General features: G+C 69.5%; 18 protein-coding genes. 15 read left to right on the top strand and 3 right to left on the bottom strand.

Translation table 11 applies throughout. The features are described from left to right. The first annotated feature begins 53 nt into the window (after positions 1-53). The 10 genes from DVR07_RS00350 to DVR07_RS00315 all read left to right on the top strand — a co-directional run bounded on the left by DVR07_RS00350 (position 54) and on the right by DVR07_RS00315 (position 10,388). A complete protein-coding gene (locus tag DVR07_RS00350) occupies positions 54-944 on the top strand; it encodes a TIGR01548 family HAD-type hydrolase (RefSeq protein ID WP_115794811.1) in 891 nt (296 codons plus the stop codon). 34 nt (positions 945-978) lie between these two features. Further along, on the top strand, positions 979-1,356 hold the full coding sequence (locus DVR07_RS00345) for a hypothetical protein (RefSeq protein WP_115794810.1): 378 nt from the start codon (positions 979-981) through the stop codon (positions 1,354-1,356). A 102-nt stretch (positions 1,357-1,458) separates the two neighbouring features. Beyond that, positions 1,459-2,373 carry a universal stress protein gene (locus tag DVR07_RS00340; protein WP_115794809.1) on the top strand — a complete coding sequence of 305 codons (915 nt, stop codon included), beginning with the start codon at positions 1,459-1,461 and terminating at the stop codon, positions 2,371-2,373. Between the two features lie 53 nt (positions 2,374-2,426). Then, entirely contained in the window at positions 2,427-3,095 is a 669-nt protein-coding gene (npdG, locus tag DVR07_RS00335) for an NADPH-dependent F420 reductase (RefSeq protein ID WP_115794808.1), read from the top strand. Between the two features lie 184 nt (positions 3,096-3,279). Further along, a complete protein-coding gene (locus DVR07_RS21905) occupies positions 3,280-3,456 on the top strand; it encodes an HVO_0416 family zinc finger protein (RefSeq protein ID WP_165881714.1) in 177 nt (58 codons plus the stop codon). A gap of 139 nt (positions 3,457-3,595) precedes the next feature. Beyond that, entirely contained in the window at positions 3,596-3,724 is a 129-nt protein-coding gene (locus tag DVR07_RS00330) for a transporter (protein ID WP_115794807.1), read from the top strand. Positions 3,725-4,145: 421 nt separating this feature from the next. After that, positions 4,146-4,307, top strand: a complete 162-nt coding sequence (locus tag DVR07_RS22730; protein ID WP_420028692.1) for a DUF7563 family protein — start codon at positions 4,146-4,148, stop codon at positions 4,305-4,307. Positions 4,308-4,428: 121 nt separating this feature from the next. Then, complete coding sequence (locus DVR07_RS00325) at positions 4,429-6,255, top strand: UvrD-helicase domain-containing protein (RefSeq protein WP_115794806.1); 1,827 nt, start codon at positions 4,429-4,431, stop codon at positions 6,253-6,255. Between the two features lie 304 nt (positions 6,256-6,559). Then, positions 6,560-9,775, top strand: a complete 3,216-nt coding sequence (locus DVR07_RS00320) for a methyl-accepting chemotaxis protein (RefSeq protein WP_115794805.1) — start codon at positions 6,560-6,562, stop codon at positions 9,773-9,775. Positions 9,776-9,842: 67 nt separating this feature from the next. Then, positions 9,843-10,388, top strand: a complete 546-nt coding sequence (locus DVR07_RS00315; protein ID WP_115794804.1) for a hypothetical protein — start codon at positions 9,843-9,845, stop codon at positions 10,386-10,388. Between the two features lie 27 nt (positions 10,389-10,415). Here the strand turns inward: DVR07_RS00315 and DVR07_RS00310 are convergent, their stop codons facing one another. Further along, positions 10,416-10,655, bottom strand: a complete 240-nt coding sequence (locus DVR07_RS00310) for a DUF7533 family protein (protein ID WP_115794803.1) — start codon at positions 10,653-10,655, stop codon at positions 10,416-10,418. Between the two features lie 161 nt (positions 10,656-10,816). Here DVR07_RS00310 and ribE point away from each other — a divergent pair, with 161 nt between their 5' ends. Both ribE and DVR07_RS00300 read left to right on the top strand, forming a co-directional pair. Then, positions 10,817-11,521 carry a riboflavin synthase gene (ribE, locus tag DVR07_RS00305; RefSeq protein ID WP_115794802.1) on the top strand — a complete coding sequence of 235 codons (705 nt, stop codon included), beginning with the start codon at positions 10,817-10,819 and terminating at the stop codon, positions 11,519-11,521. Positions 11,522-11,602: 81 nt separating this feature from the next. Continuing rightward, the gene (locus DVR07_RS00300) at positions 11,603-12,220 is read left to right on the top strand and encodes a hypothetical protein (RefSeq protein WP_115794801.1); all 618 of its coding nucleotides are present in this window, start codon (positions 11,603-11,605) and stop codon (positions 12,218-12,220) included. Positions 12,221-12,244: 24 nt separating this feature from the next. Here DVR07_RS00300 and DVR07_RS00295 read toward each other — a convergent pair whose 3' ends face one another. Continuing rightward, positions 12,245-13,360 carry a PrsW family intramembrane metalloprotease gene (locus DVR07_RS00295; RefSeq protein WP_115794800.1) on the bottom strand — a complete coding sequence of 372 codons (1,116 nt, stop codon included), beginning with the start codon at positions 13,358-13,360 and terminating at the stop codon, positions 12,245-12,247. Between the two features lie 130 nt (positions 13,361-13,490). Here DVR07_RS00295 and DVR07_RS00290 point away from each other — a divergent pair, with 130 nt between their 5' ends. The 3 genes from DVR07_RS00290 to DVR07_RS00280 all read left to right on the top strand — a co-directional run bounded on the left by DVR07_RS00290 (position 13,491) and on the right by DVR07_RS00280 (position 15,718). Continuing rightward, entirely contained in the window at positions 13,491-13,673 is a 183-nt protein-coding gene (locus DVR07_RS00290) for a hypothetical protein (RefSeq protein ID WP_115794799.1), read from the top strand. A gap of 165 nt (positions 13,674-13,838) precedes the next feature. Further along, the gene (locus DVR07_RS00285; RefSeq protein WP_115794798.1) at positions 13,839-14,213 is read left to right on the top strand and encodes a DUF7532 family protein; all 375 of its coding nucleotides are present in this window, start codon (positions 13,839-13,841) and stop codon (positions 14,211-14,213) included. After that, entirely contained in the window at positions 14,210-15,718 is a 1,509-nt protein-coding gene (locus DVR07_RS00280; RefSeq protein ID WP_115794797.1) for a DUF402 domain-containing protein, read from the top strand. The genes DVR07_RS00285 and DVR07_RS00280 overlap by 4 nt, the downstream gene beginning before the upstream one ends. A 14-nt stretch (positions 15,719-15,732) precedes the next feature. Here the strand turns inward: DVR07_RS00280 and DVR07_RS00275 are convergent, their stop codons facing one another. Beyond that, positions 15,733-16,089, bottom strand: a complete 357-nt coding sequence (locus DVR07_RS00275) for a cell division protein SepF (RefSeq protein ID WP_115794796.1) — start codon at positions 16,087-16,089, stop codon at positions 15,733-15,735. Positions 16,090-16,199: the final 110 nt, after the last annotated feature.

Here is a 16,199-nt window from a genome sequence, read left to right as displayed (position 1 = left end):
GGCGCGCGCTCGACGACGGAAGACCCTTCAATTCCCGCTGACTACCCCCTCGCATGCAAGCAGACGCGGTCGTGCTGGACATCGACGGAGTCGTCGTGGACGTGGCCGACTCCTACCGACGCGCCATCGTGGAGTCGATAGAGCGCGTCCACGGCGACACCATCGAGGAGTCGACCATCCAGGCCTTCAAGGATGCGGGCGGCTTCAACAACGACTGGGAGCTCACCTACGCCGCGGCGCTGTTCGTGCTCGCGCGCCGCGAGGGGCTCGACCTGGACGTCGGGGCGTTCACCGACCGGATCGCGGCCCGGCGAGCCGAGGGCGACGAACCCGGGGCCGCCGACGGGCTCGACGCCGCCGAGGCCGTCGTCGACGAGGCCCTCTCATCGGCGGCCCGCGAGCGCGCCAGGGCGGACTGGAATCCCGCGCGCCTCCGCGAGGTGTTCCAGCAGCTCTACCTCGGCGCGGAGCTGTACGCGGACATCGAAGGCGGAGAGCCCGACCTCGACGCGTCCGGCTTCATCCACGACGAACCCGTCCTGCTCGATGACGAGACGCTGGACCGACTCGCCGACTACCCCCTCGGCGTGGTCACCGGACGCCCCGCCGCCGAGGCGGACATCGCCCAGCGCCGGGCGGGCCTCGACGTGCCCGACGACCGCCGGTTCACGATGGACGACTGGGCCGAGGGCAAGCCCCACCCGCGGGCCCTGACGACGCTCGCCGAGCGGTTCGGAGCGGGGTCGGTCGTTTTCGTCGGCGACACGCTCGACGACGTCCGAACGGCCCGCAACGCCGCCGACGAGGACCCCGACCGCGACTACTTCGGCGTCGGCGTGCTGACCGGCGGGCTGACCGGGCAAGCGGGCCGCCGGAAGTACGAGGCGGCGGGCGCCGACGCGGTCGTCGACTCGGTCAACGACCTGCCGGAGCTGTTGGGGTAGGTAGACTTTTCCGGGTCGGCTTCGGACCCCGGACATGGACTGGTCCCGGTTCGGCGGTGCCGTCGTCGATGCCCTGCTGATCTCGTTCCTCCTCGGCGGGCTGTTCTCTCCGCCGGACCCGATCACGCAAACCGTCGTCGTTCCCGCCCTCCTTCTCCTCGTCCTCCCGGCTACCTACCGGTACGAACCCCGTCTGTACGCCCGGGGATGGAAGCGACACGCCCTGTTCGTCGTCCTCGTCCTCGCGACCCAGTTCGTCTGGAATGTGGTCGTGCGGACCGAAGCGGTCGCACCGTCGTCGTTCTACTCGCCGCTCCGACTCGCCATCCTGTCGGTCGGGGTCGCCCTCGCCGCGTGGCTGGCGTACGGCGGTGGCCTGGAGCGTCTGCGCGGCGAACCCGGCGAGGCGTGACCCTCGAGACACACCATCGAGTTTCCGCATCCGAGATTTCGGCGACGTATAATACACGCAACCCATCAAAGGTTTATTATAGATAAGCAGTAACGGAATCGCATGAGCTTCTCGCCCGTCGACGCCGTGGGCCTCGCAGAGCCGAGCGACTCCTCGAACGCCGCGTCTCGGACCGCGGAGAGTTCCGAACGGGACCGCGTCCTCGTCCCGCTGTTCGACCGGTCGCGCGCCGCGCTCGCCGACCAGCTACGAATCGCGGGGACGCTGGCCCGGACGACCGGCGCCGCCCTCCGGGTGGTCGCCCCCGCCCGGATCCCGCCGCAGGCGCCGCTCGGGCTCAGTCACCGGTTCGTCGGGGCGGACGACCGCGAACGCCTCGACTGGGGCGTGGCCGAGGCGGAGGCGTACGCGACGGACGTCGAGCGGGAGCTCCTGGTCGGTCGGCGGCCGGTCTCCCGGGTTCGCGACCACATCCGCGACGGCGACGTCGACGCGGTCGTCCTGCCGGGCGAGTCGACGGGGGGCCGCCTCCGGCGGAGCGAGACCGAGCGCCTCGCGGCCGACGTCGACTGCGACGTCGTCACCGTGAACGGACGGCGGGGCTACGACGAGGTACCGTCGATACTGCTTCCGGTCGCCGGCGGCCCGCACTCGGGACTGGCCGCGGACGTCGCGCGGCAGATCGCGGCCGCCAACGACGCGTGGGTCGACGTGCTCCACGTCGTCGAGGAGGACGCCGGGGAGGCCCGACGGCGGGAGGCCGAGGAGTGCGCGGAGGCCGCGTACCGGCGCATCGGGCGTCCGGAGACCACGACGACGTGGGTACTGGAGGCCGACGACCCGACCGAGGCCATCGTCGAGCAGTCCCGGTACTACGAGCTCACCGTCGTGGGCGCGCCCACGACCGGACGGTTGCGTCGGCTCGTCTACGGGTCGACGAGCAGGACCATCGGGGCCGACGCCGAGAGCGTCGTACTGTCGGCCCGGAGCGCCGACTCGACGGCCTTCCTCGACTGAGCAGCGAGCGGAAGTGAGGAACGTTTAATCCGGCTCCGACCCGACTGTGGGGTATGCGAATCGCACTCCTCGGCGGCACCGGCGACATCGGACAGGCGCTCGCGCTCCGGTGGGCACGCGACACCGACCACGAGATCCTCGTCGGCTCGCGCGACCCGGAGAAGGCCCGCAACAAGGCCGACGAGTACGAGACCGAACTCGACAGCGTCGGCGTCGACCGCGAGGTCAAGGGGTTCGCCAACGAGATGGCGGCCGACCGGGCCGACGTGGTGGTGCTGGCGGTGCCCGCGTTCCACGTCCGGGACCTGGTCGAGGACATCGCCGACCGGATCGGCGACGCCGACGCGCTGGTCACCCCGGCGGTCGGGATGGACCGCGACGACGAGGGGTTCCACTACAAGCCGCCGAAGGCCGGCAGCGTCACCGAACTGGTCGCGGACACTGCGCCCGAGGGTATCCCGGTAGTCGGCGCCTTTCACAACCTCTCGGCCGACCGGCTGGCCAACCTCGACGTGGAGCTCGACCTCGACACGCTCGTGGTCGGCGACGACGGGGATGCGGTCGAGACCGTGGTCCAGCTCGCCGACCAGATCGAGGGCCTGCGGGCGCTGAAGGCCGGCGGAGCCGCCAACGCCGCCGAGGTCGAGAGCCTGACGCCGCTGCTCATCAACCTCGCCCGCGAGAACGAGGGGCTCCACGACGTCGGCGTGAAGTTCGAGTAGCGCTCGCTCGGCGAACCGGCGACGCTCTTCTCCGCCGGCACCCCGTTCGATCACCCCGGCGTTAAGCACCTCCTACGCGGCGCGACAGGTCACGCCACACGAGAAATCGGCCGTTTCGATAGCTCTATAGCCGGACTGTTACACCAACACGGTTATAAGGATGGTGTGCGTTAGCATACCATGTATGGCGACCGCACCGACCGGCGACGACGACGTTTTCGACGAATTCCTGTCCGAGCGCGGCCACGAAACCGAGACGGTCGGCTGGCAGCAGGACTATAACAAGAAGCAGTGTCCCGAGTGCGGCGGACTCCACGACACGTCCGCGAGCGAGTGCTCGGTCTGCGGCTGGCGACCGTAGGCGCGGCCGCCCGTCTCGCGACCGCCCGGCGACGGTCCCGAACCGACGACTCATTCCCGAACGGACGGCTCATTTTTCCGCGGGGCGACCCGATGCAGCCCGTAGCAAGGCGTTTCCGACTCGACGCAGTACCGGACCCATGGTCCGATTCTCGACGCTCGTCATCCTCGCCGGGGTCGTGTTACTGTTCGTCCCGATTCCGCCGATAGCGACCATCCTCGGCGTGCTCACCATCGCGGCCGGCATCGCGATGCGACTGCTGGGGTGACCCGGGCGGCTGCGGCGCAGTGGTCAGTTCCGTGCCGACCGACTGAACACCGCGCCCGCGTGAGTACGGCGCCCGCGACGACACCCGCGTAGCCGTCCCGCGTCCGAAGCAGGAGGGCACGCCGTCGTGAACGGGGGACGCGGTATCTGCCGGCGAGTCGACGACCGCGACCTGACCCCGGGGATCGCCTCGAACAGCGACAGGATCGCGTCCGCCGTGATGGTCCCTGAGACCGCGACCAGATTGTCCGCCCTACGGGGCGGTTCGACACGTAATACCATCGTCCGGTAATTTTCACCTTTCGAATCTAACGACGTAGAACCGTTAGTCTCCGGCGTGCGGTCGTTAGTCCGCGCCTAGAGAGGTTCGAGTCAGTGTCGATAGAAATATATTGTAAGATTTCCGTAGTAGCACGAGAGAAATGCCTGAGTGCCAGAACTGCGGGTCGTTCGTGACGGACGCCTACGCGCGAGTGTTCACGCCGCGAGAGGTGGACAACCCACGAGTGTGCCCGGAATGCGAGGACAAGATCCGAGACGGAAGCGAAGTCCGCGAGGCACGGTCGCCGCGAAACACCTCGTAGTCGGTCGAGCAGCCCCGTTCTCCGCCTGTACCGCGTGTTCCGGAAACCGAGCGGTCCCGGATCGCGGCGCTCGATTCGATTCACATCGTTTTATGAGTGATGGGGCCATGGGATTGGCGTAATGAGCCAAGACTCGGAAGAACGCGTTACCCGTCTCTTCGGTGGCCCCGGGAGCGGGAAGACGACGGAGCTGCTCGACCGCGTCGAGGAGATCCTCGACACGGAGGGCGTCGGGGTCAACGACATCCTGCTGGTCTCGTACACCCGCGCGGCCGCAAACGAGGTCCGCGAGCGCCTGGCCGAGCGCCGCGACCTCAACCCCCGCTCGCTCCAGGGGACCGTCTGCACCATGCACGCGAAGGCCTACGAGCTGCTCGACCTCTCGCGCAACGACGTGGTCGGCGAGTCCGACAAGAAGGAGTTCTGCGAGGACTTCGGCATCGAGTTCGAGGACGAGTACAGCGGTGCGGGCCGCCGGACCGCCCGCTCGACCACGATCGGCAACAAGATCATCGCCACCAGCCAGTGGCTCCAGCGCACCCGCCGCGACGTCGCCGACTGGTACGACGTCCCGTTCCAGTGGAACGACGAGGAGGTCCGGCTGCCGCCGGACATCGACCCCAACGCCCAGGAGGGCAACAAGTACACCCCGACCTGGCCCAGCGACGACGACCGGATCGACGTCCCCGAGGCCATCCGCGGGTGGCGCAACTACAAGGGCGAGAACGACCTCGTGGGCTTCGCGGACATGCTCGAGCGGGTCAAGCAGCGCTCGCTGCTCCCCAACGTCGACTACCTCGTCATCGACGAGTTCCAGGACATCACCAGCCTCCAGTACGACGTCTACGAGGAGTGGAAGCCCCACATGGAGAAGGTGCTCATCGCGGGCGACGACGACCAGGTCGTCTACGCCTGGCAGGGCGCCGACCCCAAACTCCTGCTCGAGGAGAGCGGCGACGACGTCATCCTCGACACCTCCTACCGCCTCCCCTCCGAGATCCTCCAGGTGGTCCAGCAGGAGGTCCGCCACATCGAGGAGCGCCAGGAGAAGAACCTCTCGCCCCGCAAGGAGGGCGGCACGGTCGAGCAGGTCGACTCCCCGTCGATGCTCGACCTGGTGCGCAACGTCCGCCACACCGTCCAGAGCGACGAGGGGACGCTGATGATCCTGTTCCGGGCGCGCTACCAGATGTTCCGGTTCATCGACGAGTTCATCGACGAGGGCATCCCGTTCCAGTGCCTGACCGACCAGCGGATGTGGACCGACCGGCTCCAGCAGTACGTCGAGGCCGTCGAGAAGGTCGACGAGGACGAGCCCATCACGGGGCTCCAGGCCCGCCGGCTCGCCGACATGCTCCAGGACTCGGCGTTCGGCACCAACGAGCGCGACGAGCTGTTCGACGCCATCGACGAGCGCAAGGAGGCGGCCGACACCGACGACCTGGCCGAGATCGAGGTCGAGCCCGACTTCGTGACCGACTTCGCGCCGTTCATGCCCGGCCCGGCGTCGGCGGGCGACATGGTCCGGAAGGTCACCAGCTTCCAGAAGAACTCGATGCGGGCGTACTTCCAGGGCGACTACCAGGGGATGGAGGCCGACCGCGTCCGCCTGGGCACCATCCACTCGGCGAAGGGTCGCGAGGCCGACCACGTGTTCGTCGCCACCGACCTGACCGAGAAGGTGGTCGAGCAGATGGCCGCCACGATGGACGGGATGGTGGACGGCGAGGAGTTCACGTCGACGACCGACCCGGTCCCGGTGCTGACCGACAACGAGCGGCGGGTGTTCTACGTCGGGATGTCCCGGGCCCGCGAGCGACTGGTCATCATGGAGAACCTCGTCGGCGGGGCGCCGACCCTGCCCATCGACGTGCTGCTGTACAACGAGCGCAACGAGAAGGACATCGAGGACGCGCTGGCCGAGGTCTCGGGCGCGACCCCGCAGTGACGACGGCGTAGCTCCCTTTCTCGTCGCCCGGTCCGGCCGCACGTGTTCGGTCGACGAGCCCGTTTTTCGTAGTTCCCCGATAGAAGTTTTGAGAAATTAACCGCGGGATTATCACAGGTAACAAACGCGTACCAAGATTTATATAACGTAATTTTTCATTACGGGTGATGAGAGAGATGAGATTGGATAACAAAGGGAGTTGTTACTCGGTTGCTGACACCTTGTCTGCGGTCGAAGCGTCCTTCGGTAGGAAGACACGTGTCGCCGAGAACGAACGAACGACGGCGGGCAGAGGGAGCGGCCGATGAAGATACGGACGAACCTCATCGTGGTGTTCCTGATAATCTCGCTGGTGCCCGTCGCGGCGGTCGGAATGGCGGGCCTGCAGAACATGGAGTCCGTCGGGTCGTACGCCCAGGACAAGAGCACCGAGCACATGGAGCGCCAGGTCACGGGCGAACTCAACAACAGCGTCGCGGCCAGGCAGGAGGAGTTCCAGAACCTGCTCAACGTGCGGCGCATCGACGCGCGGTCGCTCGCCGACTCCAGGCCGGTCCAGAACTACGAGGCGGCGAGCGCGGGCCAGATGGAGCTGTTCCGCGAGCAGAGCGAGCGCCGGGTCGGCCACACGGCGCTCCAGATGCACGACACCATCGAGACGACCACGCGGACGGTGCTCGAGGAGCGCTACGACGGCCGGAGCTGGAATGAGCTCTCGGCGACCGAACGCGAGCAGGTCGAGCGCCGGGTCGAGCGCATCCTCGTCGGGACGGCCGGCAACGGGACCGAGTCCGACGGCACCGTCTCGGAGATGTTCCAGCCGGGGTACATCGGGGACACCGGCTACGCGTACATCACCGACAGGGACTCGAACATCGTCTCGCACCACAGCCTCGCTGACGGGTTCAACCTGAAGGAGGACGCCTCGCTGACCGTGTTCGACGAGATCGAGTCGAACGTCGAGTCCGAGGCGGCCATCAGGAACGGCTCTGACTGGGGCATCGCCACCTACGAGTGGGAGGACACCACCCAGGAGGGCAACCCGCTCGAACAGAAGTTCATCGCGTACACCTACTACGAGCGGTTCGACTGGGTGCTGGCGCCCAGCGTCTACTACTACGAGCTCCAGACCGCCGCGGTGGCGAACGCCCGGGAGGGAATCAACGAGTCGTTCCGGAGCTACATGAAGAACCGCGCCATCACGGTCGACGGCGTCGACCGGCCGGCCTACGACGAGATCATCCTGACCGACGACAGCGGGCAGGGCGTCCTGCACGCGTCGCGGACCGACGGCGAGCAGGTCGTCACCGAGTCGGTCGAGGGCACCTCGTACGCCGACACCGAGTGGTACCGGGCGACAGACACGCTCGAGCGGGGCTGGGTCCACGTCAGCGACGTCCGGGAGGTCGACGGCGCGCTGCGGATGTACGTCTCGACCCCGGTGTACCACGACGGGGCGTACGCGGGCACAGTCGCGCTCCGGTTCAACTTCTCCATCCTCTCGCGGCTGACCAACGACGTCACGGTCGGTGACAGCGGCCACCTGTCGGTCGTGGACGGGGACGGTCGGATACTCAGCCACCCGAACCGGTCGCTCGTCGACGCCGAGGCCAACATCGCGAACGAGGCGACGTGGGGGTCGCTGGCCGGCATCGCCCGGGATCGCATCCTCGCGGGCAAGTCCGGTCTCGACACGTACGCGCGGACCGAAGGCGGCGCCGAGCACCGCTACTACGTGGGGTACGCGCCGCTCCGGTTCGGCGACCAGCGGTTCGCGCTGCTGGCCACGGTGCCCGAGCAGGACGTGACCGGGCCGGCGGCCGCGCTGGGGAGCGAGGTGAGCGAGCGCACGACGTCGGCGCGCAACCTCGTCCTCGGGCTGGTCGGGCTCGTCGTGGTGGTCGTCGTGGGGCTGGGGTACAAGCTGGCCCAGTACTTCTCACGGCCCATCGAGCAGGTCCGCGACCGGGCGACCGCGCTGGCCGAGGGCCGGTTCGACGAGGAGGTCGACGTCTCCTCGCCCAACGACGAGATAAACGAGCTCGCCGACGCGTTCGCCGAGATGCAGGCGAACCTCCGGCGGCAGGTCGCCGAGCTCCGGAGCGTCAGCGAGAACCTCGGCGAGGGGAACCTGGACCGGGACGTCGACACCGACCTCCCCGGCGAGTTCGGCGCCATCATGACCGACATCGACGACGGCATGGCGCGGCTCCGGACCGGGTTCGGCGAGATACGCCAGACCAGCCAACAGATCAAGCGGGGCGAACTCGACCAGGACGTCGACACCGACCTCCCCGGCGAGTACGGGGCGGTGCTCGCGGATCTCGAGTCGGGCGTCGAGCAGCTCGGCGCCAGCTTCGACCAGATTCGGGACGCCAGCGAACAGCTCCGCGAGGGGAACTTAGACCAGGACGTCGAGACCGACCTGCCCGGCCAGTACGGCGCGGTGATGGCCGACCTCGACGCCGGGCTGAGCGAGGTCGAGCGGAGCCTCGCGGAGGTCAAGGGACTGGCCGACCGGTTCGCCGAGGTGAGCGACGAGACCGCCACCAGCGCCGAGGAGATCGAGGCCGCGAGCCAGGCGACCGCCGAGTCGGTCGAGGAGATCGCCCACGGCGCCGAGCGCCAGACCGAGCAGCTCCAGGAGGCCGCCAGCGAGATGAACGACCTCTCGGCGACCGTCGAGGAGATCGCCTCGTCGGCCGACGGCGTGGTCCAGACCGCCAACGAGGCGGCCGAGATGGCCGACCGCGGCCGGGACCGCGCCGGCGACGCCATCGAGGAGATCGGCGCCATCGAGTCGGAGGCCGACACCGCGGTCGAGCAGGTCGAGGACCTGGGCGACCGCATCGAGGCCATCAACGAGATCGTCGGGCTCATCACCGACATCGCCGAGCAGACCAACCTGCTCGCCCTGAACGCCTCCATCGAGGCGGCCCGCGCAGGCGAGGCCGGCGAGGGGTTCGCGGTGGTCGCCGACGAGATCAAGACCCTGGCGAGCGAGGCGGGCGACGCCACCGACGAGGTCGAGGAGCTCATCGACGACATCCAGGACCACGTCGGCGACACGGTCGGGGACATGCAGTCGATGCAGGAGCGGGTCGAGACCGGCTCGGAGACCATCGAGGGCGCCATCGAGCAGTTCGACGACATCGCCGACGTCATCGAGGACGCCGAGCACGGCGTCGAGGAGATCTCGGCCGCGACCGAGGACCAGGCGGTCTCGACCGAGGAGGTCGTCTCGATGGTCGACGAGGTGTCGAGCGTGAGCGAGGAGACCGCGGCCGAGGCGTCGAGCGTGTCGTCGGCGACCGAGGAGCAGACCGCCGCGATAAACGACGTCTCGCGCAACGTCCAGGAGGTCTCGGAGTCGGCCCGGAACCTCCAGTCGCTTGTCGACCAGTTCGAGGTCGGCGACTACGACGACGAAGTCGGGACCGGCTTCGACGCCACCGAGTTCGAGCCCAAGCCCGCGGCGACCGACGGCGGCGCCGCGGACGCGACCGACCCCGACGCGTAGCCCGTCCCCGCCCCTCGCCGGTGGTGCAGCCAGTCGCCTTTTTGCGCCCTGTCCGCTAGTGCCGCGCATGACCGAACTGAAAGAGGAGGTCGTCGCGGAGCTCGAGGAACATCAGGAGACGCTCCGGTTAGACGAGTTCGTCCGGCTCATCGAGACCTACCACGAGCCCGGCGTCCCGGGCGTCGACCGGGAGACCATCGCGGCGTACGCCGACGCGGCGTACTTCGACGTGGACGAATCCGCGCTCGACGACCGGCTCACCGACAGCGACGACTGGGAATCCGGCAAGCGCCTCTACGAGGTCGGGGACGGCCGCATCAGCAACTACCCGCCGGAGTGGCACGAGCGCCTCGGGGGGACCGACGACGTCAAAGACATCATCGAGACACTCCAGACGGACGTCACCGAGCCCGAGGGCCAGGTGCAGGAGGCGGTCACCGACGAGGGCGTCCCGGAACAGAAGGTCGCCCGAGTGGCCAAGATAGTCGCGGACCTGGACGAACAGGAGGTCCGGGACCGCATCAAGCGGCTCCGCGACGACGGCGAGATCGAGGAGTTCGCGTCCCAGGGGCCGAGCCCGCGGATCCAGGTCCGGGAGCGCCCGGACGGTTAGTGTCGAGAGGCCGGTCGGACCGCGAGATCACTCCTCGTCGTCGGGCGTCTCGACGACCTTGCTCACCGTCTTCTCGGCGACGGCGGCCGGAACGTCGGTCGGCGTGGTCAGGTACTCCTCCAGCGCGACCATCGCGACCGCCACGGCCACGAAGAGGCCGCCCAGCAGGCGCTGGCCGTCGAGCAGGAGCCGGACGCCGAGCAGGCCGAGCGGGAGCGCGAAGACCAGCGTCGCCGCCAGCTGGAGCGTGCCGATGATGCCCTTCATCACCCGTCGGTTCCGAGCGAGCGGGCAAAAACCTCGCGGGTACGTCCCGAGCGGACCGACGCGACGAGAGGAGCGAAAACGCTCCCGCGTCCGAACGGACGCTCGCCCGCCGACGGTCGACTCCGCAACCCTTTTCACTCGACCGTCACCACAAATCTGGTATGTTTACCGGAATCGTTGAGGAGGCCGGCGAAGTCGCCGACGTCACCGCGGCAGACGACGGGCGGCGGCTCCGCGTGGCGGGCGACGAGGTGACGGGCGACCTCGACCGCGGCCAGAGCGTCAGCGTCAGCGGCGTCTGTCTCACGGTCGAGGACCACGGACCCGACTGGTTCGAGGTGTTCCTCGCGAGCGAGACGGTCGCGAAGACCTACCTCGGCGACGTCGAACCGGGCGACCCGGTGAACCTCGAGCGCGCCATGCCCGCCGACGGCCGGTTCGACGGCCACGTCGTGCAGGGCCACGTCGACGCCACCGCAGAGGTCGCGGACGTGCGCGAAGTAGGAGAGGATGGCGAGGCGCGCGCCGCCTCGGAGGAGCCGAGCGGTGAGCGAAGCGAGCCGCGAGGCGGCTGGGAGTACGAGTTCGCGATCCCCGAGGGGTACGGCAAGTACGTCGTCGACAAGGGGTCGGTCGCGGTCGACGGCATCAGCCTCACGGTGGCCGAGCGCGGCGAGGACACCTTCACGGTCGCCATCATCCCCGAGACCAGGGCGGTGACCAACCTCTCGGTGAAGTCGGTCGGCGACCCGGTCCACCTCGAGGTCGACGTCATCGCGAAGTACGCCGAGCGACTGCTCGACGACGCGGGGGTCGAGTCCGACGACGCGACGACGGCGGAGGTTCTGGAAGCGCCCGAACGGTGACGGCCGGAACCCGCCGACCCCTCCGATTTCCGAAACGAGTCTGACGAGCCTTTTTTACCGAAGCATCGAAACCGGAACCCGATGCGAATCGCGGGACTCCTCGTCGGACTGGTCGTCGCCGGCGGCGTCGCCGTCGGCGCCGCGGCGCTCGCCCCCGGCGCCCAGCCGACGCCGACGACGGCCGGCGCGGGGCTGCTCGGCACCGGGCTGGTGGGCCTGGTCGTCGTCGCCTTCGACCGGGCGGTCGAGCGCCGGCGGACGGCCGCGCCGTTCGGTCGCTGGCGCGGGTGCGAGACCGGCCTCTCGAACGCCGACCGGCTCGCGGTCGCGCTCGGATCGGCCGCGGTGTTCGTCCGGTTCGGCCTGGTCCACCTCGTCGCCGACCCGCTCCGGGTCGACGGCGCGGCGCTGACCGCGCTCGCGGTCGCGACCATCGGCGTGACGGTCGGCTATCGAACGGCCGACGGCCTGCTCGACGGGCTCCGCCACGGCGCGCTGGCCTGCGGGCTCGGCGGCGCGCTGTGCGTCACGCTGGCGGCCTACGACGTCCAGCGGGTCGTCGCGGTCGCCGCGTTCGACGCGGCGGTGGCCGGCGTCGGCGTCGTCCTGCCCGTGTCGTTCGGCGCGTTCGGCGGGCTCTCGGGCGCGGTCGGGTGGTGGCTGGCCGACCGGGTCGCCGGTGGCGACCCGCTGGCGTGAGAATTCGGACGCGACCCGTCGGTGTTACTCGGACCGGTCGTCGTCGGCGTAGGGACCCTCGGCGCGTCGGCGCTCGGCGGACGACTCGGCTGACTCGTAGTCGCCGATGCCGTCGGTCGACTCCTCGAAGTCGGCGCGGTCGCGGCCGACGCGACTCTCCTCGAAGGAGACGCTCTCGTTCATGTTGACCTGGCGGTAGGCGTCGCGGTAGCGGGCGATCTTCCGGTAGAGCAGGTAGCCGAAGACCCCGTCGTACACCAGCACGAAGCCGATGAACGCCACGCCCGGCGCGACCGCGACCCCCAGCAGCGACAGGATCGGGTCGAGATAGGTGACCAGCGTGTTGTAGGTCGCGTGGATGAACGCCGCGATGAGCAGCCCCTTGACCACGATGGGGCCGGCGTTCTCGCGGTTGAACTTGGCGAGACCGAGGTAGTAGCCCGCGAACGCCGAGTAGATGACGTGACCCGGGCCGGCGAGCAGTCGGACCGCGGCGGTCTGACCCGCCGACGCGATCTGCTGCTGGCCGACGGTGCCGACGTCGGCGATGCCCTGGGTGATGTAGATGGCGTTCTCGATGGTGGCGAAGCCCAGGCCCGCCATCGCGCCGTACACCGCGCCGTCGATGACCGCGTCGAACCGGTCGCTCCGGAAGGCGTAGAGCCGGATCGCGAGCCACTTCACGGTCTCTTCGACCGGCGCGACCACGACGTAGAAGAACAGCGCCATCCCCACGACCGGGACGAGCGTGACCGCCGCCGCGACGGTGTTGATGATGGCGGCGAAGCCGGCGAACAGGACGCCGAGCAGGAAGGTCCCGACGAGCAGCACGAGCGGTTCGGACGTGGTCACGTCGGCGTACCAGATGTACGCCGCGAGCCCGAACGCGGGCACGACCGACAGCAGGACGAACGCGCCGATGACCGGATCGCTGACGGCCGCCAGGCCGGTCAGCGCGAACTGCGCGACGAGGATGGCCAGCGCGAGGAGGATCACGACGGCGTGGCCCAGCCGCCGCGTGCCGCGGTAGACGCCGCCTGACAGTCGGTCGAGCCAGCTCCGGGGCTCCCAGGTCGCGACGTCGTAGAGGTCCGCCGAGTCGGTCGCGCCTTCTTCTATCGGGTCGCGGTCACGTGCCATCGACCGGGGGTAGGAATCCCAGTACCAATTATCTGGCTCCCGACGGACCTAAGAGCCCTTAGTTGTGATAATACACCATTAGGATGGACAGGGGAACGCTTATCATGGAGAACGGGACTCAGCTTTCGGTATGACGACGTACCGCAGCGAGAGCCGAGGACTCATGTACACAGCCCCGCCGAGCGGGGACGAGAACGCGGAGGACGAGCGAGCCGAGGAGACCGCGGACGAGGAGCGCGGGACGCCCGACCTGGGGCCGACCAGCGCCGCCACTGACGCCAACTGGACCGGTACCGTGCCGGCCGACGACTGAGCGACCGAACGCCGCACGACCTGGAACTGACCGACGGACGCCCGTCGCCCGACGACCCCGTCATCCGACGACCCCGTCATCCGACGACCCCCGGTACCAATCGACGACCACGTCTCTTCTCGCCCGAACCGCTACACCGAAGGGAACGCCGCCCGACCGTCCGGTATGAGCCTCGACCCCCGCATCCGCCGGGCGCTCCGCGAGGCGGGCGTCCCCGAGGAGACGCTCCGGGAGGCCGCGGACGCCGCGGCCGCCGACGCGGAGCGCGCGGCCGACGAACTGGAATCGTTCTTCGAGGACCGCGAGACGGTGTACTCCGACATGGACCTGACCCACAGCGCCGACGAGTACCCCGAGCACGCCGTCGAGTACGCCGACCTGTTCACCCACAGCGAGGACGTCCGGGGCTGGCTCCGGTTCGACTCGTGGGGCGTCTACGTCGAGGGCGGCCGGGTGCTGAGCGACGAGGTGGTCGAACTGACGCTCGGCCCGACAATCCACGACCGGGTTCGGTTCGCCGCCGACCACGAGGAGCTATGAGCCGCGCCCGTGTTCGCGTTCGCGGCATCTACACGACCGCACTGACCGAGCGCCTCCGCGAAGACTTCGACGTCGTCCAGGCCTCGCCGCCCATCCGGCGGCGGTTCGACGCCGACTTCGACGCCGTCGAGTACGACGTCACGGTCGAGACCACCGACGACCGGCAGGGCGTCGGCGTCTCCGGGAGCGGTGCGACCGGAGGCTCGTCGGGCGAGCGAAGCGAGTCCGACGGCGTCTCGGGGACCCCCGACGCCGTGGAGGCCGTCGCCGACGACCTCGCCGCGGTCGGCGTCGACGCATTCCGGTGGCCGGACCCGGCCCCGCGCGGCGCGGTCTTCGACGCGGCGGTGACCGACACCCTCGGCGGCGGCGCGGTCGTCGACCTCGGCGTCCGCGAGGGGTACCTCTCGTTCGGGAGGGTCGACCGCCGCGTCGACGAGGGCGACCGCGTCCGGGTCCAGGTCCACGACCCCGCTCCGCCGTGGGCCGACCACCGGCCGGTCCTCGGCACCGAGGTGCAGGTGTTCGGCGGGGTCGCCAGCCTCTCGACCGGCGTCGACCGGGTGGTCGCGGCGGGCGACGAGGCGACCCGGACAGAGCTCGCCCGGACGACCGAGATGCTCCCGACCGAGGTGCCCGACGGCTGGGGCGTCCGCTGGGAGTACGCCGCCGAGGACGCGAGCATGGACGCGATGGACGACGCGCTCGGCCGGGCGGGCGACCGTGCCGAGGCGGTCGACGACGCGCTCGCGGAGGCGCCCGGCTCCCCCGCGGACGCCGACCGGGGCGACCTGCCCCGTCGACTGGTCGCGCCCGAGGCGACGACGTGGTGCTGGTTCGGCCGGGAGTCGCGGTTCGGACTGGACGCCGACCGCCGGACCGTCACGACGACGATGCCGGGCCACCACCGCGTGAAGGCCGCCCGGGAGTCGGCCAGCGCGGCGGTGGACTTCGTCGAGGACCTGTGGGCGGAAACTGAAGGGCTCGGTACTGCGGACGACGACTTCCCCACCGGGGCGGCGCTCCGGCAGTTCGGGCCGAGCGAGGGCGACCGCGTCGAGATCGCCCACGGCAAGCCCGACGGCCGGTGCTTCTCGCTCGGCCGCGGGGAGGTCACCGAGTGCGACCCCGAATCGGGGAAGGTGACGGTCCGCCGCGAGATGTCGGGGCGGGGCACCTACGACGCGCTCGGGACCGACCGCGAGCGCGGCGACGTCGCAGTCACGAAGTTCCGGGAGGGCCGGTGGTGGTACCCCACGGTCTACCGGAGCGAGGACGGCGCGAGCAAGGGGACCTACGTCAACGTCTGCACGCCGGTCGAGCTGTTCCCCGGCGCCGCCCGGTACGTCGACCTCCACGTCGACGTGGTGAAGTTCCCGGACGGCGGGGTCGAGCGCGTCGACGACGACGAACTCGACGACGCCGTGGAAACCGGAGACGTCGCGCCCGACCTCGCCGAGCGAGCGAGGAGCGTGGCGAGCAGCGTCGAGCGCGCGCTGAGATAGAGGAGAAGTCGGGGTCAGCGCGAGAGCTTCTCGCGGCTGACCTTCACGCCGGTCGGGGTGACCAGGATCTGGTCGTCGCCCTTCTGGACGATGTCGCCGTCGACCTCGCGGGCGACCTGCTGGAGTTCGTTGGTGATGCGCTCGACCGTGGTGTCCTCGGTCCGGAGCCGGGTGATGTCCGCGACCACGAGGTCGCCGTCGTAGATGGCGTCCTTGATGGCGATGACGTCCTGCTGGCCCTGAATCTCGGCGATGTGGACCTGCATCGCGGCGTCGCCCGACGCCGTGTCGAAGTCGTCGAGGTTGAGTTCCACGTAGTCCTCGGCCGTGTGTGCGTCCCGGTCCCCGAGGATCTTGCTCATGAAGCCCATAGGCACATGGGCCGGTCGAGACGGTATAGTTCTTACGTCAGACGGCCGTGCAAGGTTCCCGACCGCGGCGGACCTGCGGGTCGCCCGAGGGGGCTCGCGACGGCCGCCGG

It is taken from the genome of Halorussus rarus, assembly GCF_003369835.1.
GTDB classification, from domain to species: domain Archaea; phylum Halobacteriota; class Halobacteria; order Halobacteriales; family Haladaptataceae; genus Halorussus; species Halorussus rarus.
The sequence above is the reverse complement of the archived record's forward strand: the minus strand, read 5'-3'. Positions and strand labels throughout refer to the sequence as shown.